This is a genomic window from Dolichospermum sp. LEGE 00240, from assembly GCF_015207875.1.
Classification (GTDB): domain Bacteria; phylum Cyanobacteriota; class Cyanobacteriia; order Cyanobacteriales; family Nostocaceae; genus Dolichospermum; species Dolichospermum gracile.
On record NZ_JADEVZ010000047.1, the window covers coordinates 18302 to 39530 of the forward strand.

Annotated in this window: 24 protein-coding genes; 12 read left to right on the top strand and 12 right to left on the bottom strand. The window is 38.0% G+C overall.

All coding sequences use genetic code 11. The features are described from left to right. The first annotated feature begins 80 nt into the window (after positions 1-80). Complete coding sequence (locus tag IQ226_RS15680; protein ID WP_193896822.1) at positions 81-1097, top strand: LysR family transcriptional regulator; 1017 nt, start codon at positions 81-83, stop codon at positions 1095-1097. Between the two features lie 166 nt (positions 1098-1263). Here IQ226_RS15680 and IQ226_RS15685 read toward each other — a convergent pair whose 3' ends face one another. Continuing rightward, on the bottom strand, positions 1264-2445 hold the full coding sequence (locus IQ226_RS15685; protein WP_193896824.1) for an aldo/keto reductase: 1182 nt from the start codon (positions 2443-2445) through the stop codon (positions 1264-1266). 255 nt (positions 2446-2700) lie between these two features. Here IQ226_RS15685 and IQ226_RS15690 point away from each other — a divergent pair, with 255 nt between their 5' ends. After that, the gene (locus IQ226_RS15690) at positions 2701-2916 is read left to right on the top strand and encodes a type II toxin-antitoxin system HicA family toxin (protein ID WP_193896826.1); all 216 of its coding nucleotides are present in this window, start codon (positions 2701-2703) and stop codon (positions 2914-2916) included. A gap of 5 nt (positions 2917-2921) precedes the next feature. Continuing rightward, on the top strand, positions 2922-3143 hold the full coding sequence (locus tag IQ226_RS15695; RefSeq protein ID WP_193896828.1) for a type II toxin-antitoxin system HicB family antitoxin: 222 nt from the start codon (positions 2922-2924) through the stop codon (positions 3141-3143). 402 nt (positions 3144-3545) lie between these two features. Here IQ226_RS15695 and IQ226_RS15700 read toward each other — a convergent pair whose 3' ends face one another. The 6 genes from IQ226_RS15700 to IQ226_RS15725 form a co-directional block, all read right to left on the bottom strand. Continuing rightward, positions 3546-4466 carry a TIGR01777 family oxidoreductase gene (locus IQ226_RS15700; RefSeq protein ID WP_193896830.1) on the bottom strand — a complete coding sequence of 307 codons (921 nt, stop codon included), beginning with the start codon at positions 4464-4466 and terminating at the stop codon, positions 3546-3548. Positions 4467-4522: 56 nt separating this feature from the next. Continuing rightward, positions 4523-4951 carry an FHA domain-containing protein gene (locus tag IQ226_RS15705; RefSeq protein WP_193896857.1) on the bottom strand — a complete coding sequence of 143 codons (429 nt, stop codon included), beginning with the start codon at positions 4949-4951 and terminating at the stop codon, positions 4523-4525. Positions 4952-5054: 103 nt separating this feature from the next. Further along, entirely contained in the window at positions 5055-7472 is a 2418-nt protein-coding gene (locus IQ226_RS15710) for a cation-translocating P-type ATPase (RefSeq protein WP_193896832.1), read from the bottom strand. 486 nt (positions 7473-7958) lie between these two features. Next, positions 7959-8234: a TM2 domain-containing protein gene (locus IQ226_RS15715; protein WP_193896834.1), complete on the bottom strand. Its 276-nt coding sequence runs from the start codon at positions 8232-8234 to the stop codon at positions 7959-7961. Between the two features lie 461 nt (positions 8235-8695). Continuing rightward, entirely contained in the window at positions 8696-10222 is a 1527-nt protein-coding gene (locus IQ226_RS15720) for a type II CAAX prenyl endopeptidase Rce1 family protein (RefSeq protein ID WP_193896836.1), read from the bottom strand. Between the two features lie 188 nt (positions 10223-10410). After that, complete coding sequence (locus IQ226_RS15725; RefSeq protein ID WP_193896838.1) at positions 10411-11454, bottom strand: hypothetical protein; 1044 nt, start codon at positions 11452-11454, stop codon at positions 10411-10413. Positions 11455-11465: 11 nt separating this feature from the next. On the opposite strand from IQ226_RS15725, the gene IQ226_RS25200 reads away from it, so the two are divergent. The 5 genes from IQ226_RS25200 (at position 11466) to IQ226_RS15745 (ending at position 15897) form a co-directional block, all read left to right on the top strand. Then, positions 11466-12788, top strand: coding sequence for a dynamin family protein (locus IQ226_RS25200; RefSeq protein WP_228039477.1), 1323 nt, complete (start codon positions 11466-11468; stop codon positions 12786-12788). A gap of 81 nt (positions 12789-12869) precedes the next feature. After that, a complete protein-coding gene (locus tag IQ226_RS25205; protein ID WP_228039478.1) occupies positions 12870-14144 on the top strand; it encodes a hypothetical protein in 1275 nt (424 codons plus the stop codon). A gap of 34 nt (positions 14145-14178) precedes the next feature. Beyond that, positions 14179-15174, top strand: a complete 996-nt coding sequence (locus IQ226_RS15735; RefSeq protein ID WP_193896840.1) for a lipase family protein — start codon at positions 14179-14181, stop codon at positions 15172-15174. Between the two features lie 80 nt (positions 15175-15254). Further along, positions 15255-15599 (top strand): type II toxin-antitoxin system RelE/ParE family toxin, encoded by a 345-nt coding sequence (locus tag IQ226_RS15740; RefSeq protein WP_193896842.1) that lies wholly within the window; start codon positions 15255-15257, stop codon positions 15597-15599. Beyond that, on the top strand, positions 15571-15897 hold the full coding sequence (locus tag IQ226_RS15745; RefSeq protein ID WP_193896843.1) for a DNA-binding protein: 327 nt from the start codon (positions 15571-15573) through the stop codon (positions 15895-15897). The genes IQ226_RS15740 and IQ226_RS15745 overlap by 29 nt, the downstream gene beginning before the upstream one ends. A 138-nt stretch (positions 15898-16035) precedes the next feature. Here the strand turns inward: IQ226_RS15745 and IQ226_RS15750 are convergent, their stop codons facing one another. From IQ226_RS15750 to IQ226_RS15760, 3 genes are read right to left on the bottom strand one after another with little or no spacing between them, the layout of a single operon-like run. Continuing rightward, positions 16036-16230 (bottom strand): hypothetical protein, encoded by a 195-nt coding sequence (locus IQ226_RS15750; RefSeq protein WP_193896845.1) that lies wholly within the window; start codon positions 16228-16230, stop codon positions 16036-16038. After that, on the bottom strand, positions 16217-16702 hold the full coding sequence (locus IQ226_RS15755; protein WP_193896847.1) for a PIN domain-containing protein: 486 nt from the start codon (positions 16700-16702) through the stop codon (positions 16217-16219). Before IQ226_RS15755 ends, IQ226_RS15750 begins: the two co-directional genes overlap by 14 nt. Positions 16703-16760: 58 nt before the next feature. Beyond that, positions 16761-16973: a hypothetical protein gene (locus tag IQ226_RS15760; protein ID WP_193896849.1), complete on the bottom strand. Its 213-nt coding sequence runs from the start codon at positions 16971-16973 to the stop codon at positions 16761-16763. 69 nt (positions 16974-17042) lie between these two features. Between IQ226_RS15760 and IQ226_RS15765 the strand changes: the two genes are divergently transcribed. The 3 genes from IQ226_RS15765 (at position 17043) to IQ226_RS15775 (ending at position 17786) form a co-directional block, all read left to right on the top strand. Next, complete coding sequence (locus IQ226_RS15765) at positions 17043-17207, top strand: type II toxin-antitoxin system HicA family toxin (protein ID WP_193896851.1); 165 nt, start codon at positions 17043-17045, stop codon at positions 17205-17207. A gap of 26 nt (positions 17208-17233) precedes the next feature. Beyond that, positions 17234-17446, top strand: a complete 213-nt coding sequence (locus IQ226_RS15770; protein ID WP_168493294.1) for a type II toxin-antitoxin system HicB family antitoxin — start codon at positions 17234-17236, stop codon at positions 17444-17446. Positions 17447-17510: 64 nt separating this feature from the next. After that, complete coding sequence (locus tag IQ226_RS15775; protein WP_193896853.1) at positions 17511-17786, top strand: hypothetical protein; 276 nt, start codon at positions 17511-17513, stop codon at positions 17784-17786. Between the two features lie 59 nt (positions 17787-17845). Here the strand turns inward: IQ226_RS15775 and IQ226_RS15780 are convergent, their stop codons facing one another. Together IQ226_RS15780 and IQ226_RS15785 are read right to left on the bottom strand one after the other, a co-directional pair. After that, positions 17846-18265, bottom strand: coding sequence for an aspartyl protease family protein (locus tag IQ226_RS15780; RefSeq protein ID WP_193896854.1), 420 nt, complete (start codon positions 18263-18265; stop codon positions 17846-17848). Beyond that, on the bottom strand, positions 18243-18491 hold the full coding sequence (locus tag IQ226_RS15785) for a hypothetical protein (protein WP_193896855.1): 249 nt from the start codon (positions 18489-18491) through the stop codon (positions 18243-18245). The genes IQ226_RS15780 and IQ226_RS15785 overlap by 23 nt, the downstream gene beginning before the upstream one ends. Before the next feature lie 147 nt (positions 18492-18638). On the opposite strand from IQ226_RS15785, the gene purL reads away from it, so the two are divergent. After that, on the top strand, positions 18639-21014 hold the full coding sequence (gene purL / locus IQ226_RS15790; RefSeq protein WP_193896856.1) for a phosphoribosylformylglycinamidine synthase subunit PurL: 2376 nt from the start codon (positions 18639-18641) through the stop codon (positions 21012-21014). The last annotated feature ends 215 nt before the right edge of the window (positions 21015-21229 follow it).

The following is a 21229-nucleotide window of genomic DNA, read 5'->3' on the forward strand; positions in this document are numbered from 1 at the left end:
AATCATGCTTAGTTACCAAACTATTCATTTCGATTTATTTTTAAAGTTACTCATGCACCCCAGTTTATGGGTTAAGCCTTATGTCTGACCTTCCTTTTACCTTAGATCAGTTACGTATTCTCAAAGCGATCGCCCAAGAAGGGAGTTTCAAACGGGCGGCTGATAGCCTTTACGTCTCCCAACCCGCAGTCAGTTTACAAGTTCAAAACCTAGAACGGCAACTGGATGTCCCTCTATTTGATCGAGGTGGTCGTCGCGCTCAATTAACTGAAGCTGGGCATTTACTCCTCAGCTACGGAGACAAAATCCTCAGCTTGTGTCAGGAAACCTGCCGCGCGATTGAAGACCTGCAAAATCTTCAAGGAGGGACATTAATTGTAGGCGCATCTCAAACCACCGGCACTTATCTTCTGCCGAAAATGATCGGTTTATTTCGACAAAAATATCCAGAAGTGGCTGTGCAATTGCACGTCCATTCCACCCGCCGCACCGCTTGGAGTGTATCTAATGGTCAGGTTGATCTGGCGATTATTGGCGGAGAAATTCCCACAGAATTAGGGGAATCTTTAAAAACTGTTCCCTATGCTGAAGATGAATTGGCGCTCATCTTACCTACCTCCCATCCCTTTGCCAAATTAGAAACCATCCAAAAAGAAGACCTATATAAACTCCAATTCATTGCTCTTGACTCCCAATCAACTATCCGCAAAGTCATTGATCAGGTTTTAGCCCGTTGTGATATTGACACCAGACGGTTTAAGTTTGAGATGGAACTAAATTCCATAGAAGCTATTAAAAACGCTGTCCAATCAGGCTTAGGTGCTGCCTTTGTTTCTACATCAGCGATCGCTAAAGAGTTACAAATGGGTGTCCTGCACCGCACCCCTATCGAAGGAGTTGTGGTGAAGCGCACACTCTGGCTGATATTTAACCCCAACCGCTATAGATCCAAAGCCGCAGAAGCATTTAGCCAAGAAATATTACCTCAGTTTGCTAATCCTGGCTGGACTCAGGATATGTTGAAAATGTCACAGATGAATCCGGTGATCAATAGTACATTAGATGTAGCGACATCTAGCTCTTCTGATGCCAGTTAAACATCTTGTCACTGGTCAAAAGTCATTAGTTAACGGCAAATTGCTAATGACCAGTCACTCATCTGACTACTGACTAATGAATAATCTAATGAATAATATGGAAGTCTACTGTACTTCCACTGTCAACGTCCCCTGTTCCCTGTCCCCGTGGCGTAGCACCTGTCACCTACTGCTGAGATAAACGCTTTATCTCCGCACTTCCTAATATATTATGGGCTTTTGCTAACATCTGGGGAATTTTTTCAGATTGGGGACTATTAACAAGACATTCTCTTAAATCTAATTCACCTAACTTATCAGCCCGATTACCAGGAAACCAATGATTAGCCTGTCCTAAGAGATTGTAACGCATTTTCCCATAATCAATCATGTCATAAGCCAAAGCCAAATTCAACAGCCACAAAATCACCCGTATATTTATTTCTCCTGGCGTTTCTTCCCAAGTTGGTAGATTCGTTTCCCAGGTTTTTACCCAATCTTCTCCTAAAATATTGACCGCTTCCGATTCCAATCTAGAAATAATTGGTGGTAAAATTTCTGCCGCATTATCTAACAATGGCAAAGTCTTTAAATGCTCATCAAAATCAGTTGGTTTTGCTGCCCCTATACTCAAAGTATGCACTTGAGGACGACTCAAACAAAATAAATCATTAAACACCATTGGACTCAAAGGCGCACACAAATCAACTAACTTTTGGGAAGGTTGATATAATAACCCACCTTTATTAGAAGGACTAATAATAAATACACCCATATCTAATTTATTTGCAGCTTCAATAGCAGCCCAATTCCATTGGTTAATATAGTACCAATGCAAATTCACATAATCAAATTGATTACTATTAATTGCTTGGAAAATTATATCTATGGGACCATGAGTAGAAAAGCCAATAAATTTAATTTTACCTTCAGACTGTAACTGTCTTGCTACTTCTAAACAACCACCTTCACGAATACTATAATCCCAAGTTTCCGCATTATTAATGCCATGTAACCCAAATAAATCAACATAATCTAACTGAAGATAAGCCAAAGATTTTTCAAAGGTTTGGCGAAATTTTTGAGGGTCTGCAACAGGAGAAACTTTCGTTTGCACTATTAAGTTTTCACGGGGAAACTGAGGCAGAATTTTTCCCAACTGCATTTCTGATGTTCCATAACCCCGTGCAGTTTCAATATGATTAATTCCCAATTCTACGGAACGACGAATTACAGCTTCTAGATTTTCTTGATTATCTGTGGGAATTTCCTCCGGTGTGACATCCTGCCATTTATATTGATAGCGCATTCCCCCGCAGGAGAAAACGGGCATTTGTAATTCTGTCCGACCAAAACGTTTGTATAGCATTTGTGAATTTTTAAACTATCTTAGGACTTACTCATTGACAAACTTTACTAAGTATATGTTGCGTTTTTTCGTTGCTTCTACGGTGCGTTAGACCCAATAATTTTACTACCATTAGCCATATTTTTCCATCTGACGCACCCTACTAACAAAGCTGGAAATGATTAATTTCGGTTGATGCAGATCATGTCTAATTTGTATAGCGCGTAAGTCCCATATTCATATAAAATTATAAGGACAAAGAAGTAGGCAAAATTAATGCCCAGAAAAATTCGGGAATTAAAAGCTGAGATTAAACAAAAAGGGTTTGTATATCTACCAAAACGAGGGAAAGGCAGTCATGAGAGATGGAGACATCCTTTGATTAGAAAAACACTAACAATTTCAGGTAAAGATGGGGATGATGTGCCAACCTACCTAGAAAAGCAATTAGGAAAGTTATTAGCTGAACTAAAAGAGTTAGGGGAGAATTAGGACTTATGAATCAATACAGTATGATTGTTCAATGGTCAGATGAAGATCAGCTTTTCTTAGTAACTATTCCAGAATTTAGTCATCTTGTGATCATGCCCTGCACTCATGGCAAAACCCGTCAACAAGCAATTGATAACGGTGAGGAAGTAATTGAAATGTACTTAGAAGCTTGGAAAATAGAAGGTGAATCTATCCCTCAACCAAACACACTACAAATTGCTTCGTGACATACTCCACACACTCCCTTGCAGGTGAGTGTGGGCTTCTCAGGGACTCTTCTTTGAAGACATTAACTGAGCTTTAAAGCCCTATGCCCTAGTGACTTTTGGAGATAATTTTTAACTTTTGTAATAGGCTGCTTTTCAGCACTTGATTTGGGTTACACCTACCACTGCTAATTATATCAGATATTTGGAGAAAAACAAAAAAAGTGTTCGTTCCTCATTGACCAATATTGCTGATTTCGCTATGCTCAATTTTGCTCGTTGGTCAATTCTTCACTCACGCGTATTCATCTCATCACCTCCCTATCGGGTAGGTCAGAACAGGGTAGGCAATACCACCCTACTTAGGTTTTTTAGGTAAATTCTGTATCTCATTCAAGTGCATACCACTATATCAACTAAGAATTAGGTGAGAATCTGCGTTAATGCTGATTGCAAATTCGGATATTGATACTCAAAACCTGACTCTAAAGTGCGTTTGGGTAACACTTTTTGTCCTTCTAAAACTACCTTTGCCCCATCTCCTAATATAGCTTCTATGGCAAATCCCGGCACAGGCAACCAAGAGGGACGATTCATGACGTTACCCATAGTTGTACTTAAATCATTCATACGGACTGGTTGAGGGGCAGTGGCATTATATACTCCCTCCATTGTTGATTTAGTTAGAGATTGGATAATTAAACCGACAATATCATCTAAGTGAATCCAGGAAAACCACTGTTGACCACTGCCAATGGGTCCACCAGCAAAGAGTTTAAAGGGGGTAATCATTTTCCCCAAAGCGCCACCGTTACCTAAAACAATCCCAAAGCGTAAAATTACTAACCGCACATTGGTATCTTTTACCTTGGTAGCTTCCTGTTCCCATTCTTGACAGACTTGAGAGAGAAAGTCGTTACCAGAGGCGCTATCTTCATTAAAACTGGCCGTTTCACTAGTTCCGTAGTAACCAATAGCCGAAGTATTGACGAGGATACTGGGGCGAGGATTGGCTTTAGCTATAGCTTCGACAATTTTTTGTGTTCCCAGTTTGCGGGTGTTGAGGATTTCCTGCTTGCGTTCTGGTGTCCAACGTCCCTCAGCAATGGGTTCTCCTGCCAAATTCACGACTCCGTTGCAACCAGCTATAGCATCTTGCCAAGTGCCGGATACAGTAGGAGTATAGGCAATAATTTCTAAGTTAGGAAATGCTGGGGAGGGAAATACCTTTTGAGCAAAGGTAGGATTGCGGGTTAATACCAAAATTCTATGACCTTCCGTGTGTAGTCTTTCTACCAACCGACTACCCACAAATCCTGTTGCACCACTAATTGCTATTTTCATTGATACCGTGTGTTGTTTGTTGCCTACTGAAAAATGGAAATTAAATCAAGATTCTGTCAAGCTTCTGAATCTTCAGTCATGCCAGGATTGATTAATGTAATGTCGTACTCAATCGCATCTGTTGAGGAAAAAATCTCTGTATTTTGCAGCAGATAATAGATAGCACGAACTTGAGGCGCGAAAATAACTTCATCTTCATTGCGGAGGTTATGAGCGGTAATTTTTCGCCCGTTGATCATTAAACCATTAGAACTGGGTTTTCCTTTGGCATCACCATCTACAATTCGATAATAATAGCGTTGACTATTGGGGCGCGGTAATCTTACTAATGTGGCATGATAACGGGAAACAAACTGGGAGAATAGACGGATATTGCAATCTCGATCTCTACCAATAGAATAAACGGGGTTTTCCAAAAAAAATTCTTTCCGTCCTTGGTCATCTTCAATAATCAGTAGATGGTTTTCATTTTTTGCTGCTTCCATTGCCATGATTGTCCCATCAATTAACAGTCACACTTTTGTTACCAAAGAGGTTTTCTCCTGACTCCTGACTCCTGACTCGTGCTATAACTTTCACTTTGTACTGCTAGGGGACAAACCTCCTTAATAAAATTGAGTTGGTAACAACACTAACGGAGCTAAAAGCCATTAATGCTGCTGCGCTGGCGGGTCCTAGAACGAAACCGCAGACAGGTAATAATATACCAGCCGCGAGGGGAATACCTATCGTATTATAGGCAAAAGCCCAAAATAAATTCTGACGGATGGTGTTAAAAGTGGCTCGACTTAGCTGAATAGATTTTACAACATCGGTCAGGGAATTTCGCATTAAAATAATTTCCGCCGTTTCTATGGCGACATCTGTTCCCGAATGTAGGGCGATACCAACATCAGCCTGTGATAAGGCTGGAGCGTCATTGATGCCATCTCCTACCATAGCAACCACTGTGTTGATTTCCCCACGTTGAAGAGATTGAATGGTGGCGGCTTTTTGGGCTGGGGGGATACCTGCCATGATGTCGGTGTTGGCGATTCCTAGTTGTTGAGCGATCGCCTGCACTGCTTCTAATCTATCACCACTGAGGAGCATCACGCGCAAACCCATTTGTCGGAGTTTATCTACTGCGGTTTTCGCATCTGGTCTCAGGGTATCACTAACGGCAATTAATCCGGTTAATGTTCCATCTACCGCCACACCAATGACGGTTTTTCCTGCTGAGGCTAGTCTTTGTCCCTGTTGTTGGGCTGTTTCATGAATCTTGATTTGGTGGTAATTAAACCATTCCCAATTACCTAAAAGCACTTTTTTGCCCTCGACGACAGCGGATACGCCCATACCTGGTTCGGTGTGGAAGTCTACCGCATGGGGGATGATTAACTCTCTGGCTTTGGCTTCTTGCTGAATGGCTGTAGCTAGGGGGTGATAAGTCCCACTTTCTACGGCTGCGGCTAGTTGAATGAGAGATGATGGTAAAGTTGATTCGGCAATCACTAGACAATCAGTGACGGTGGGTTTACCTGTGGTGAGAGTTCCGGTTTTATCAAAAACTACCGTGTCTAGTTTGTGGACTTTTTCTAAAACGTCGCCACCTTTGATTAATAGTCCCCGTTCTGCACCCATACCTGTTCCTACTAAAATCGCTGTCGGGGTAGCTAATCCTAAGGCACAGGGACAAGCAACTACCATGACAGCGATCGCTAATTTTAAACTAATTAATAGGGAAGAATATTGAGTGTGCGGGACTAAATGTTGGGAATTATCTCCCATATTGTGAGCCATTACCATCGCCCCGGACATGGTAACATCTGGCCAGAGGTGAGTTCCCAGCAAATACCAAAATAGGAAGGTTAAACCAGCCGCAGTTAAGACACCATAAGTAAAATACCCAGCCACCGTATCTGCTAATTTTTGGACTGGGGCCCTGCGAGTTTGGGCGGCTTCTACCAAAGCCACAATTTGGGCTAAAATTGTATCATCACCGGTGCGAGTAGCTTGAATAGCGATCGCTCCCGATTGATTTAAAGTTCCCCCAGTCACAGCATCTCCCGGTTGCTTCATCACAGGTACTACTTCCCCTGTCAGCATCGCCTCATCTATGGTAGTTTGTCCAAACCGCACCTCACCATCTACCGGAATTTTATCCCCTGGTAACACTTGCAACCATTCACCCACACGCACCTGTTCCGCTGGAATTTCCATAATATTGGCCCCAGCAATCAATTTTTCCGGTTCTGGGTTAATAATTAACCGGGCTGTTTGGGGGGCTAAAGCCAACAATTGGCGAAACGCTTTAGCCGCACGTCCTCTCGCCTGTTTTTCTAGAGTCCTCCCCAACAGAATAAAACCCAACATCATCACAGGTTCATCAAAAAAGCATTCCCAACCCATTCGGGGAAACAATAACGCCACTAAACTTGCAATATAGGCTGTTAGCGTTCCCAAGCCAATGAGAGTATTCATATTCGGCGCACCCCGTCGCCAACCTAGCCAACCTTCCACTAAAATTGGTCTACCAGGAATCATAATAGCGATCGTCGCCAATCCACAATGAAACCAGATATCATTTAAAAACGGAAAAATAACAGATCCAATATTACCAAAATGACCAATTCCCGATAGTAGCAGTAATAAACCAGCAATTCCCAACTGTCTAACTATCCCCTGCATTTCCTGGCGTTGTCTTGCTTCTGGATTCGGGATTGCAGATTTATCACCAGCACTTTTAGCCGTCCGTAATTGGCTAGGAAATCCTGTAGCCGTTAATCCCTGAACTAACGCCTCTGCATCTACAGTACCAATTTCTACCTCTACGACTGCAACTTCTGTTGCGAGGTTAACACAAACGCTTTTAACTCCCGGATGTTGAATAAGCTGTTTTTCTACCGCATTCACACATCCAGCACACTTCATCCCCCCAACATCTAAAATAATTTTCTCTGAGTTAAGTATTTTTGTGGGGGGTACAGATTCTATAAGTATTTCAGATTTTGGGATCAGTTGCATGGCTAGTTTTGAGGTTCGCTTTTGTTAGTTTAACGCTTAATAACCAGCGTCTCTACTTTGAGGTTAAGCGAAATCTGCCACCTTTACCAAGTGAACAATATTAAGTTTCTCCAACCCTCCAAAATTGGATCATCTTTTTTGTGGAGTTCTCTAATGAAGTACACACCAATTTGTTCCCTGTTCCTAAAACTCTTACCTTTGCGTCTACTCTATAGGAGATCACGAAGCGTGATTGCGCCTTTGCGTGAGACTAAAATTCATATCCAAATATTACAAAAATCATAGTTTAATTTTAGCTGTATAAATTACAGCAGTTAATTGTACTGGTAACATCAAAATTAGGCTTTTACAGAAATAATTAATTTCCCAATCTGATACTATACTAAAATATCCCGTACTCATTATTAGCAAGACTAACAAGTGTATCTGTTTATATTTGAGAAACATATTTGAGCAACTGCATATTAATTTTACATGACAAACTTTCTAAAACCAACCTTGCTTATTCACAAAATAGGTATTAACAAATTCTTCATGAGATTTATTTAAGTAAATCATGGCTTCAATCAAACCAACAAGTTGCATAACTATTAATGTAAATCCATAGGTAAAAGAACCACCAATTATAGAAACTGTTAACATAATAAAACCTTCTAAGGTATAACCAAGAATGAATTTATGTAGCCCAAATCCACCAAAAATAATTCCAGCATAACCAGCTAACAGTTGTTTCATAGTGTGAGATGGGTTGATATTACTCATATTGAGTTATACTCCTTGGTGATTGGTAATCCTATATATGAATTAAATGATGATAAGATGCTGATAACAAGCAATCATTAAAATACTAAATTTTTTGTTCAAACATAACAAAATTTGCATAAAAATATTGTGCCGAATATTTACCAAATTTTAGGTGATAATTAACCTTAAAATCAGTAAATATCCAACACTATGGATTTTTCTACATATCTATTATTGTCAAATCCGGAAGATTTTTTTAAGAAGTAGGCAAGCAAAATTAATTATATAAAAGATTTGGATTTAATGTAGGGGTAGCGTCCCCGTGCCTACCCCGATATTTGGGGCAACCACAGGGGGTTTGCCCCTACAAAATTAATTGGTTTAGGAATTTTTAAACTGTGCAATTGATTTTTTCCAACTATTTAGTTGAGAAGTTAGTAGTTAGGATCAAAACTATTACCTATTACCTGTTCCCTAACTTAATTATTACCACCTAAAAGAAACAAACTAATTAACGTGCCACTGTTCCAAAGACTGTGTAGAAGCATAGAAGAAAGTAAATTGCGCGATCGCGTGTAAACTATTCCTAGTACCATTCCTAATGCTGTCAGCGGGAGTATTTCTGATAAACTCAGGTGAGCAGTCGCAAATAGCAAACTACTGATGAAAATTGCCCCCCAAACCGAAGTATAACGAGTCAGAGATGGTAATAAAAAACCTCGAAATAGAAACTCTTCAAACAATGGTGCAGCTATAGCTGCGGTAAAGAAAAATATGCCTAATGCGGTATTATCGCGGCTTTCTAGTGCCATTTGCAAAAGTGGATTACTGCCACCTTGTCCCTGCCACAATTTTTGATTAATCAGTGATACTACTACCACAATCGGTAAAGCCGTACAATAGCCACCAAAGCCCCACAAAAACCAATTACTGAAGAAATTGAAGCGAAACCAGTTGTCAGGAAGAGGGAAAAAACGCCTAATGGAAAAATATAGAACTGACAAAGAACCAAAAGCCACTAACATATAACTAATTAAAACCACAGAAGCTTCAATTCTGGCATTTCCTGTACCACGAGGAATAGGCAAAATAGATAATAATTCGGGGATAAATAATTGTCCCATTAAGAAAAATCCGAGGACAAAAACTTGAATAATTATTTCCCAATTCCAAGGAGTAGACCAAACTAAACTGCCATTTGTAGCTAAAAAGGATTCTCGACCTTTAAGCAAGCGTTGAGCCAATAAGAAAAGCAGCAGAATTAGGCCAATAAAGGCTGTTAAAGTGGGGATAGTGGCAATTATCGCTAATTTTAACAATGCTTGGGTTGCTGCTGCTTGTTGGTCAATTTTCAGGGCTGCTAGGGGTTCTTGACGTTGTTGGAGTTGATACAATTGTTCTAAGGCCGTAGAACGAAACCAACCATCTAAATTTTGTTGAATTAGTTGTTCGGCTTTGGGAAATAAACGAGGGGGTTGACTCCACATTCCACTTAATACTTGAGCAGCTTCTTGATATTTAGAATTGATATTCGATGATTGCTGTAATTGATTCCAAGTTTTAATAGCGTTGTCTATTTCCTGTTGCTGTGCTTGTAAAATTCCCAGTCGCAAATCTACTTCTGCCAATAATTTTTCTTGTTGTTGGATAGATTTTTGTAAACTTTTTCCTGCTGCGGAAACTAGAGTAGCTGCTGAAGATTGCAGGGTTGCTAATTTTTTCTTAGTTGCCTCTAAACTAGTTTTGACAGATTCACTCGCTTCCCGATATTGCTTTGTCGCACTCATCTGAGGATTAGCGCCGAGAATGGATTCTTGAAGTGTTTGAATACTTTCGTCGCTGCTGTCTTGTGGTTGCCATGCTTGGGCTTGTAAGACAATATTCGTTTGGTACAATTCTAGACGACTCTGGAACTGAGGTTTTTGCCAGCTACTTAATAAAGACAACCCTGACAACATTATCGCTAACAAAGTTAGCCCAATTAACAGCAACCGTTTAATTGTCATCTATCCCCCTTGGACTTATAAGTACAGGAGCATCAGCCCCTTGGTAATTATAAGCCAGTACCACAGGATGGAATTAAAATTTAAAAAAAGTAGCTTAGATTAGATCTATCGCTCTTCTACCCCCCTGAATGGTTACTCTTCCATCTGCGGTTAATCATTGCTCGTTGTACTCATTTGCCTGGAAATTGCTATTTTACTTCTTCCTGTGATTCATCTCTAATATTAAAGTAGTAAAAAAGATTAGCAACAGTTAAATCCGATGCTTGTTGTAAGTTAGATGTAACTAAGGTTCTATATCCAGAATTTGCGGCTTGTTGACTCACATAAATTTCATATTCCCGGCGTAATTCTGGCGCAAACATAAATAATAATTGATCACGTAAGGAATAAAAATGAGATTTTTCGGCTATATTTTCATAGTTGATTTGTTCTGGTGGTATTTCTGAATTAGTGATAGTTTGGGTAATTTCTGAATTATGAAAATCTGCACTATTTAAAAGTTTTAATTCGGCTGGAGGTAGAGATTTTACCCAATCTACATGATTTTGCCATGATTCAATGATTACTAAATCATGATGATGAATGCGGGTAAGTTCAGGAAAGAGAAAATCAAGTTCGTCGTGGGATTCACAGTGATTAATTACAGTATGGGCATCTTCACATATTTTAGTTTGGATTTGCGATAGGCGATCGCTCACTGCGGAAACTTCATTTTGCACCTGATAAGTTGTAATAATTGCCTGTTCAATAGCCCAAGAACATTCTAACCGGCGCAGTTGTCCAGGCGCACAGGTTTCTGCTAATAAATGGGGATTAGTATAATCTGCTAAAGCCTCAAATAACATTCCTCTAGCAGCGTCAATTTCTGCATTTCGGCGGCTAATATCTTGTAATTGCATAGCAGAACGTAAACGGTTTATAGATTGCACAAATAAACCATAAGCCCTAATTAAAACGGTGCGATGTTGTTCAAATTTGATATCTTGGGCTACCTGTTCAATTAGTTGTCTAATTTCTGCTCCTTGGTCTTTTAAGGCTTGTTTCAAGTCAATAAAGCCATTTTTGACCTCCAGCCGCATTTCCTCAACTTCTTTCCTCAATTTCAGGGTTTGGTGTAAGTTCACGGCTGTTAATGCTACACCTGCAACTGTTCCTACACCGATGAGGGCGGTTGTTGCTTGTAATACTCCTATGCTGTTTTGGATTGTTTGCAAGCTACCCACTCTATCCACTGGTGATTTTTATGGATACTTCACGAGTTACTTCTGAGACTGTTGATTTATTATCACGCATCACAGGACAAAAATTGAGTCAACGGGATATCACACCACAGGTATTATTTTTAGCTGGTTTAGTAACAGTGCTAATGGGAGTAATATTTGTAGATGGGACAGTTTCAGAAGAAGAAAAACAACATTTACAGAAAATTTTATCTCGATTTAGTCAATCAAATAGTGATGTACAGAAATTAACAAACTTGATGATTAAAGGAGGTAAAGAAAATCAAACTTATAAAAAAAATCAGGATTTTTTAAAGTTAACATTGCCACTTTCAGAATCAGAAAAAATATTATTAATTGGTTTTGGTTATGAAATTTCAGTCGCAGATGGTGAAATTGATTTACGAGAAAAGCAATACTTAGGAATAGTTGCTAAAAATTTAGGCGTTGAATCTGAATATTTAGAAGTTCGTGATATAGACATCAAAGAAAAGCAATATTTAGGAATAGTTGCTAAAAATTTAGGTGTTAAATCTGAATATTTAGAAATTTTTGAGATTGCATTTACTCATCAAGGAAATTTTGATGCAAATGCTTTAAATGAACTACATTTTTTACTAGATACTTCTCGGTTTCAAGAACTTGATACAGTCTTTGTAAAAGCTGCAAGTGATATGTTGGCAATTTTACCTGCTAAACCAGAAATTAAAACTACTCAAAAGCATACAAGTGTATCCTATGATGAGTTGAAAAAGTTCCAAGTCTATCGTCAGAAATCAGATAAATATTGTTATCAAGTATTTCAGATAATTCAAGAATGCCAAAACCATAATTTATTACCAAATACTCTCATCAATGAGATGAGTACAGTATCTAAAAAAATACAATCTCAGCGATTTAGGTTAGCTGTTGTTGGAGAATTTAGTCAAGGTAAATCAACTTTGTTAAATGCTTTGTTAGGTGAAGAAATTCAGCCAGTTAGAGCAATTCCTTGTAGTGGTGCAGTTACAGTTCTCAAATATGGAACTCAAAAGCGGGTAATTTGTCGCTATAAAGATGGGAGAAGTGAGGAAATTGCTTTTGAAGAGTATAAAGTAAAAGCTACAATTTCTAAAGAAGCTGCTCTAGAACATCGTAGTGATGAATTAGCACAATCTAATATTGAGGAAATTATTTTTGAACATCCTGAATTAGCATTATGCAAAAATGGTGTAGAAATAGTAGATTCACCTGGATTAAATGAACATCCTCAAAGAACAGCTATTACTCAAAAAATACTAACAGATACAGATGCTGCCATTTTCTTAACTAATGCTATGCGTCTACTTCCTGAAAAAGAAAAATAATTACTGCATGATGTAAGATATCAGCTTAATAATAATTCTAGAAAAGAACCTGCTGATAATCTTTTTGTGTTAGTAAATTTCATGGATAACCTCGATAGTCAAGAAGATATTCAAGATGTAAAACAGAGACTTGAAAGTTTTGTCAAAAAAGAAAATTTACCTGTTTTCAAAGAAATCAATCGTGTACATTATATTTCTGCTAAAGCAGCACTGAAATCAATTCAAAATGGAAATAATGATGAATATTTACAATCTTTCCAAATGTTTACTCAATCTCTAGAGAAATTCTTGACTTTAGAGCGTGGAACATTAAAAATTAATCGTGCAGTTAATGATATAACTCAAGTAATTACCAAATGTTTAGACAGTTTGGATATTGTCGAGGAATCATTAGACGGAAAAATAAAACTTTCAGCGACAGGAAAACAAGAAATTTTGGAAAAAATAGGTGAGGCTAGTGGGTGTGATATCAGAATTTATAATTTAGTAGAGGAAAAAAAACAATTAGTTATTGAAGAGACTAAAAAATCTTGGGAAGAATGGAATAAAGGATTAGAAAAACGCATACTTCAAAAAAGTAAGCAATGGTCTTCTAAACATAACCCAGTATTTAGTCAGGACAAACTTATTAAATATTATACTACTCAATTCACGAATGAATTAATGAGAGATATAGATGTATGGGGAAATCAAACATTAAAAGAAAAAATTCTTCAAAAACATCTTGAATCATTAAGTGCCTATATAAACTATGAACTAGATAAAATTGAAGGGGAGTTTCACAAGCTAGATCAACAAATAAAAACAAATTTTAGCAAGCAAATTAATATTTCTATCACAGGTTTAAATGATGACTTTATGGGTCTTGGAGGAATAGGTGGAGGTTTGGGAATAGGCGGTGCTTTAGCTGCTGCATTAATCTTTTTTACAGGCATTGGATTTATTGCAATTGCTTTTGCTGCTGTTGCTGCTGCAATTGCTAGTTCACTTGGCTTAAGTATGCTGGATGTAGATGGGATACATACCAAAATCAAAACAACAATTTGTCAAATAGGAATGCAAAAATTTCATGAAAAATCAAAAGATAAGGATAAAATTTCTCCGAAAGATAAAGTTTATGAAGCAATACAAGGAATTATTAACACAGTTTTTAATAATCGCTTTGAAGGAGCTAGTCAAGTGATTAAAGAAACAATATCAATATATGAAAATATTCTAGAACAACAAGAAAAAGCTCACCAAGAAAACCTAGAACAACGGGAAATAGAAAAAGCATTTATTAACCAAAAACGCCAAGAACTTGAACAAGTGCAGAAAGAATTACAAACTATGCTCAATAAATCTACAACCCTGTAATTACATAATCAAACCCACCCAAAAATTAACAAACATGAAAACATCAACCGACAGACAACGCACCCTAGAAATGGCTTGTATTTCTCAACTCGCTTACATCGCCTATAAACAAGGAAATGATCTAGTCAGCAATATCCTAAAAACAGGTTATCCATCATTTTTCCCACCATATCAAACCATAGAATTTATCTCAGCACCACGTCCTTTAAGTGATACCGATGAATTAGTTTGTTGTGGTTTACTTCTATCAACAGAAAATGATATTGTCATTGCGATTAGAGGTACAGAAAGATTAGATGATTACTTCTTTAACTTACTTGCATTCCCCAATTCAGAAGCAATTCACTCCGGTTTTAATCTTTATGTTAAAAGTTTCTGGCAACAATTACAAGACTTTATCCAAAGAGAAGAAAACGCCAACAAAAATATTTTCGTCACTGGACATAGTTTAGGCGGTGCTGCGGCTACATTAATTACTAAACGAATTAGTGAAAGCGAATTAAAACCTGTTGCACCTTATACATTAGAAACTTATACTTTTGGCGCACCACCAGTTAGCACAATAGAATTAATTCTGGATACTCCTATCTATAGATTTAGAAATATCGGTGATTTCATTCCTAACTTACCGAAAATTATCGCGGTTTTATTAAATAAAATTCCAGGAATAAAACAAGTAATTATTAATTGGAAACCAGAACTCTTAAAAACACTGGCTGATTATTCTCATGTGGGTAATGAATATTGTCTTAATAAAAAATATGAACTCATTGAACAAACCGAAGCTAACTTACCTAATCTTAAATTGATTTTGCAAATTTCCAGTTTATTAGCTTCACAATTAAAATCACCATCTCAAGCAGATGTTAATAAATTTCGGTTGTTAATAAACACCTTAATTCAAACCTCATTAGAGGAACATCGCGCCATTAAATATGTAGAAAGAATTAGTTTTGGTAAACTTCCACCTTATATTTCTAATTTGCATAATGCAGAGAAATATGATGTATCAATTGATGCAGTTAATTAGCAAATTGCTTTACCTTCCACTCTCTACACAGAAAAAACAATTTCCAGTAAACTAATTTATGCAGTATTAACAAACCAAAAGTGGAAGCACAAGCAAGAGAAGTACAAAACTATATCACACCAACCGGCAAAAGTCCTTTTGAAGAATGGCTTAATTCTTTGCAAGACATAACAGCAAGAGCTAAAATAAGAAGTAGACTGAAACGAGTTGAATCAGGTAATTTAGGAAACTACCGTGCAGTTGGGGAAGGAGTCTGTGAACTAAAAATTGACTATGGACCAGGCTATCGGATATATTTTGGACAAATCGGGTCAAAAATAATACTTTTACTCTGTGGCGGAGATAAAAGCACCCAAGATCAAGACATTTTAACAGCTAAAGAATATTGGAGAGATTATGACAGAAGTGAAAACAGCAACAGCTAAAAGCAGAAGTTACCATGATTATCTCATTTCTTCTCTCAAAGACATAGAAGAAGCTACAGCTTATCTAGAAACTTTTTTAGAATTAGATGAAGAAGGACGTGAACCAGAAATACTGCGTTCTGCATTAAAAGATATTATTGATGCCAGAATATTGGGTAATAATCTCTCAGAAATGGCAAAAGAACGTTATGAAAAACTTGATAAATTGTTATCAGAAAATGCCGGAAATGAAATTTACACCTTAATTGAATTTTTAGATGCTTTGGGTTATCGTATTGCTTTAGTACCTAAAGAGTAAATTTGTCTGAATCAGGATGTCCAGGATTTTAGGATTCACAGGAAGAAAACAAGAATTTGATTACTAATTAAGAATTGATTAATTAATGTGACTCCTGGTTGAAAGAATCAAAAATTAAAAGCTTTTGATATTTTTCCCCTAGATAGTTTCTTGATGTTTCTTAATATCTGCTAATATTTCATCCATTGTTACCTGATCTAACCATTGATGACGTTCTTCTGTATAGTCTCCACTACCATTATCAAATTGACGAATAAATCTGATAGCGTCAACATATCCTAAAGCATCTACAAGAGCTTTAAATCCTTTCCTATATAGTTCAATTGGGGTCATTTTCTCCTCCTTGTACAATATTATTAGTAGCTTCTGCTAACCAGATCATTGGATTAGCAACTATTATATTTATATTATCCTTATAGCTTAATGATTTTGACAATAGACGGCTATCAGTAGTTAAGAAAACATCAGCGTTATTTTCAGCACAAGCCAGATGAAAAGCATCAAAATTTTTAATATTAAAGGTTGTTAATTCTATTGCTCGTCGAGTAATTTCTTCTGTGACTACAATCTTATCATGAGCTATTGTTAAGACTTTTTGTACTTGTTCTCTCCTGTTTATATCTGGAGTTCTCGCAATTTCTAATTCTAAAGCTGTACTACTGACTAATTGCCATTTTCCAGATAGACAATGATTGATAATTTCTAAAATTGCTTCAGTTTCTAGCCTAATTCGCCATTGAGTTTGGTCGTCAAAAGGACGATTAAGGCAACAAACATCTAAATATATTCTATATTGTTTATTCATATTTTCAGAACATAGTGTTACAAATGTTATTATTAATTATTAGTATCTATAACTAGCTTCATGAAATTATCTCAAAAAATTCCTCATCTGTGTAAACTGTTTCATTCTTTTGCATCAAGTCAGAACGCAATGCACGGAATTTGTGTGTAAAGATGTAGTCCTCAATAGCTTTACCGACTAAACTATCAGCAGATATACCTTCAGTTTGAGTAATTTCTAAAAGTGCTGCTTTCAGTTCTGGAGTAATAGTAATGGTTAGGGTATTTTGCATACTTTATCAGGAAGCGACCATAATTAATTATACAATAAATCAAACTATTGATTACAAATAGATGTTAATATGAAAGTAAGAGTAGTGATTCAGCGACTAGAAGCTGATGGTTGGTATTTAGCCAGAACTAGAGGAAGTCATCGTCAGTTTAAACATCCTGAGAAACTTGGTACTGTTACAGTTTCCGGTAAACCTAATATTGACGTACCCATTGGTACAATAAAAAGTATATAGAAATAAGCACAATTGGAGGAAGAATAATGCGTTATACAGTAGTAATTGAAAAAGGAAATACTAGCTATGGTGCTTATGTTCCCGACTTACCCGGTTGTATAGCTGTAGCTGAAACATTAGCAGAAGTTCAACAACTAATTGTAGAGTCCATAGAATTTCATATAGAAGGTTTAATAGAGTCAGGTTTACCAATTCCCCAACCTACAAGTATCGCTCAAGAAGTTGAAGTTTTAATTTAAGTAGTAATATAGATATGAATAAATAGGGAAATTGGCAACCTGTACCTAAAAATAGTGGTGAAAAATGGAAACAATGAAATTGCTGGCACATATCGGCACAGATGGTATATTGCAAATCCAAACCCATACAAATTTTAAAGATAAATCTGTAGAAGTATTGGTAGTTGTCCAACCATTAGATAATACAGAAACTACCACAATTAAACATAACGCTTGGGGAAAAATTACTACTCAAAAATCAATTCAAGACGCAATTAATAGAATGAAACAACTAAGAAAAGAAGTAGGTTTAGATAAAAACTTAATCCGTGAAATAATTGAAGAAGGACGAAGATTTTAATGCTAACCGACAATTGAGAGTTGTTCAAAAATAATATTCATTCTATTCAGTAAATCAAATTAAATAGATTTAGGAGAAATTTCAAAAGCTAATTGAGAACCATAAAAACATACATCAAACTCCTGAAAAAAATTGATTCTTCCTAAAAGTAAAGGTATATTTTCAGATTTAGTCCATGCAAAAACCAGCGTTACAGGTGCAAATTGGTCAATTGTAGCTGATGAAATAACTCCTTTTGCGGGAAATTTAGCTAAGTTACCTGCTAGGGCAACTGATATATTACATTTATCCCAATCCAGTCCTAATTCTAATCCCATGTCATAAGGTAAAACATTGACACTTGCTCCGGTGTCTAATAATCCTGATGTTGAAATCGAATGATCTTCAGATGATAAACGAAAAGGAAGATGAGGAACAAGACTAATTTCGCCTACAGAGTTTGATTTTTCGATAAATTTAAAGCGTTTTTGGAATGTCATTTATTTCTTTTGTTTCTTTTTGTAAATGCTGCTGCAACATATCAGTTAAAGTTTTTTCGGCTGAAAAAGCATCATAAGGCGACCAAACTTCATAAGTTTTACCATCTTCAAGAAAAGCTGAATTTTGTGCATCTTTAGCTAATTCTGCGGCTAAAAATTGAATAGCTTTGATTTTTTCTTGATCAGATAATTTTCGCAGTGATGGCAAAATCTCTGTCAATGTCATAAAAATACAGGGTAAAAAGTGGTTACATTATAACATTATGAATAACTTGATAATTGATAATTTCTTGACAAGATTAAAAAGAAATTCAGGATCTTAATTGCCGTAACCAGATAGAATATTTTTCTGTCCTCTTGGTGCATAACTTCCATGACCATATTTGGTGAAAGTCCCTTTTCTCCCCAAGAAATAGCCTCAGAAGGCATAAAACCAGAAGAATATACCGAAATCGTCCGCCGCTTAGGTCGTCACCCCAACAAAGCCGAACTCGGTATGTTTGGGGTGATGTGGTCAGAACATTGCTGTTATAAAAATTCCCGCCCTTTACTCAAACAGTTTCCCACCACAGGCCCCCGCATTCTCGTTGGACCCGGCGAAAATGCCGGAGTTGTGGATATCGGCGACGGACTACAATTAGCGTTTAAAATAGAGTCCCATAACCACCCCTCCGCCGTTGAACCATTTCAAGGTGCTGCAACCGGAGTTGGTGGGATATTAAGAGATATCTTCACAATGGGAGCGCGTCCCATAGCCTTATTGAACTCTTTGCGGTTTGGTGATTTGAATGATCCGAAAACCCAAAGATTATTTACAGGCGTAGTGGCGGGTATAAGTCATTATGGTAACTGCGTTGGGGTCCCCACAGTTGGTGGTGAAGTCTATTTTGACCCCGCCTACTCTGGAAATCCCCTGGTCAACGTCATGGCACTGGGTTTGATGGAAACGTCGGAAATTGTCAAATCAGGGGCTTCTGGCTTCGGAAATCCGGTGCTGTATGTGGGTTCAACCACCGGACGGGATGGCATGGGCGGCGCGAGTTTTGCCAGTGCGGAATTGACTGATGAATCAATGGATAACCGTCCCGCTGTGCAAGTCGGAGATCCATTTGTCGAAAAGTCCTTAATTGAAGCTTGTTTAGAGGCATTTAAAACCGGGGCTGTAGTAGCGGCACAGGATATGGGCGCTGCGGGTATCACCTGTTCAACGTCGGAAATGGCGGCTAAAGGTGGTGTGGGGATTAATTTCGATTTAGATAAAATTCCGGTGCGGGAATCGGGAATGATTCCTTATGAATACCTGCTTTCGGAATCTCAAGAACGAATGTTGTTTGTTGCTGAAAAAGGACGAGAACAGGAATTAATTGATATTTTCCACCGTTGGGGACTGCAAGCGGTAGTTGCGGGGACAGTGATTGCAGAACCCATTGTCAGAATTTGGTTTCAGGGGAAAATTGCGGCGGAAATTCCGGCTGATGCTTTGGCGGAAAATACGCCTTTGTATGAAAGGGAATTATTAACAGAAGCCCCCGAATATGCCCAAAAAGCATGGCAATGGACAAGTGATAATTTACCTGTTTGCAATGCTGCGGGGATTGAAATTGCGGGAAGTTGGCAAAGTTGGAATCAGATTTTATTGACTTTGCTAGATACTCCCACCATTGCTTCTAAAAGCTGGGTTTATCGCCAATATGACCATCAGGTTCAGAATAACACTGTATTGTTACCCGGTGGTGCTGATGCGGCTGTGATTCGTATCCGTCCCTTAGAGTCTCCTCAGTCCCCAGTCCCCAGTCCCAAAAGTGGTGTTGCGGCTACGGTAGATTGTAATTCTCGTTATGTCTATCTTGATCCCTATGAGGGTGCTAAGGCAGTGGTGGCGGAAGCTGCCCGGAATCTTAGCTGTGTGGGTGCTGAACCCATCGCTGTGACAGATAACCTCAATTTTGGTAGCCCGGAAAAACTCATTGGTTATTGGCAATTAGCATCCGCCTGTCGAGGTTTGAGTGAAGGTTGTCGGGAGTTGGGAACGCCGGTAACTGGGGGGAATGTCTCTCTCTACAATGAAACTTTTGATGGGGAAGGTAATCCTCAACCAATTTACCCGACTCCGGTTGTGGGTATGGTGGGGTTAATTCCTGATTTAACGAAAATTTGTGGACAAGGTTGGCAAAATGTCGGGGATGTAATTTACCTTCTGGGTTTACCTATTCAATCCAAAATCCCAAATCCAAAATCTAAAATAGAATTGGGTGCTTCTGAATATTTGGCGACGATTCATCATACGATCGCAGGTAAACCCCCTAAAATTGATTTTGATTTAGAACGGTGTGTACAAAAAGCTTGTCGTGATGGTATTCGCGCCCTTTGGGTAAATTCTGCCCATGATTCGGCTGAAGGTGGTTTAGCTGTTGCTATAGCGGAATCTTGTCTTTCGGGAAATTTGGGGGCGGAAATTAATTTCCCAATTAGTGCAAATCACGATTCCCGATTTGATGAACTGCTGTTTGGTGAAGGTGGGGCGAGGATTTTAGTTTCTGTGAGTCAAGAAAACCAAGAAGTATGGGAGTCCTATTTACAGAAAAATCTGCCAAAGAACTGGCAAAAGCTAGGAAAAGTATCTAATTCCGGCAATTTAGAGATTTTCACCGCAGATAATCAGAAGTTAATCCAGGTTAGTCTCGAAGATATGAGCGATCGCTATTCTCAGGCAATCTCCAACCGTCTCGCTATCTATACCAATACCTAACCGACAGCAAAAATCGCCGAAAACAACATGAAAATTCACAATTCATCCTCTATCCTTGACCAATTTACGGTACTGTTTTAATGGATGGTTAAAGATTTGTTAAGAAGCAGGAAGAAGGTGACAGGTGACAGGTAACAGGTGACAGTGAAGAAGCAAGAGAAGAGACAAGATTAAGTATTTTTCTCCCCCTGCACCCTGCCCCTACCTCCCTGCAC

What these genes read in the sequence shown, in the direction of transcription:
- IQ226_RS15680 (WP_193896822.1), top strand. Translation starts at nt 81, where the DNA reads ATGTCTGACCTTCCTTTTACCTTAGATCAGTTACGTATTCTCAAAGCG.
- IQ226_RS15685 (WP_193896824.1), bottom strand. Translation starts at nt 2,445, where the DNA reads ATGCTATACAAACGTTTTGGTCGGACAGAATTACAAATGCCCGTTTTC.
- IQ226_RS15690 (WP_193896826.1), top strand. Translation starts at nt 2,701, where the DNA reads ATGCCCAGAAAAATTCGGGAATTAAAAGCTGAGATTAAACAAAAAGGG.
- IQ226_RS15695 (WP_193896828.1), top strand. Translation starts at nt 2,922, where the DNA reads ATGAATCAATACAGTATGATTGTTCAATGGTCAGATGAAGATCAGCTT.
- IQ226_RS15700 (WP_193896830.1), bottom strand. Translation starts at nt 4,466, where the DNA reads ATGAAAATAGCAATTAGTGGTGCAACAGGATTTGTGGGTAGTCGGTTG.
- IQ226_RS15705 (WP_193896857.1), bottom strand. Translation starts at nt 4,951, where the DNA reads ATGGAAGCAGCAAAAAATGAAAACCATCTACTGATTATTGAAGATGAC.
- IQ226_RS15710 (WP_193896832.1), bottom strand. Translation starts at nt 7,472, where the DNA reads ATGCAACTGATCCCAAAATCTGAAATACTTATAGAATCTGTACCCCCC.
- IQ226_RS15715 (WP_193896834.1), bottom strand. Translation starts at nt 8,234, where the DNA reads ATGAGTAATATCAACCCATCTCACACTATGAAACAACTGTTAGCTGGT.
- IQ226_RS15720 (WP_193896836.1), bottom strand. Translation starts at nt 10,222, where the DNA reads ATGACAATTAAACGGTTGCTGTTAATTGGGCTAACTTTGTTAGCGATA.
- IQ226_RS25200 (WP_228039477.1), top strand. Translation starts at nt 11,466, where the DNA reads ATGGATACTTCACGAGTTACTTCTGAGACTGTTGATTTATTATCACGC.
- IQ226_RS25205 (WP_228039478.1), top strand. Translation starts at nt 12,870, where the DNA reads ATGGATAACCTCGATAGTCAAGAAGATATTCAAGATGTAAAACAGAGA.
- IQ226_RS15735 (WP_193896840.1), top strand. Translation starts at nt 14,179, where the DNA reads ATGAAAACATCAACCGACAGACAACGCACCCTAGAAATGGCTTGTATT.
- IQ226_RS15745 (WP_193896843.1), top strand. Translation starts at nt 15,571, where the DNA reads ATGACAGAAGTGAAAACAGCAACAGCTAAAAGCAGAAGTTACCATGAT.
- IQ226_RS15750 (WP_193896845.1), bottom strand. Translation starts at nt 16,230, where the DNA reads ATGACCCCAATTGAACTATATAGGAAAGGATTTAAAGCTCTTGTAGAT.
- IQ226_RS15755 (WP_193896847.1), bottom strand. Translation starts at nt 16,702, where the DNA reads ATGAATAAACAATATAGAATATATTTAGATGTTTGTTGCCTTAATCGT.
- IQ226_RS15760 (WP_193896849.1), bottom strand. Translation starts at nt 16,973, where the DNA reads ATGCAAAATACCCTAACCATTACTATTACTCCAGAACTGAAAGCAGCA.
- IQ226_RS15765 (WP_193896851.1), top strand. Translation starts at nt 17,043, where the DNA reads ATGAAAGTAAGAGTAGTGATTCAGCGACTAGAAGCTGATGGTTGGTAT.
- IQ226_RS15770 (WP_168493294.1), top strand. Translation starts at nt 17,234, where the DNA reads ATGCGTTATACAGTAGTAATTGAAAAAGGAAATACTAGCTATGGTGCT.
- IQ226_RS15775 (WP_193896853.1), top strand. Translation starts at nt 17,511, where the DNA reads ATGGAAACAATGAAATTGCTGGCACATATCGGCACAGATGGTATATTG.
- IQ226_RS15780 (WP_193896854.1), bottom strand. Translation starts at nt 18,265, where the DNA reads ATGACATTCCAAAAACGCTTTAAATTTATCGAAAAATCAAACTCTGTA.
- IQ226_RS15785 (WP_193896855.1), bottom strand. Translation starts at nt 18,491, where the DNA reads ATGACATTGACAGAGATTTTGCCATCACTGCGAAAATTATCTGATCAA.
- purL (WP_193896856.1), top strand. Translation starts at nt 18,639, where the DNA reads ATGACCATATTTGGTGAAAGTCCCTTTTCTCCCCAAGAAATAGCCTCA.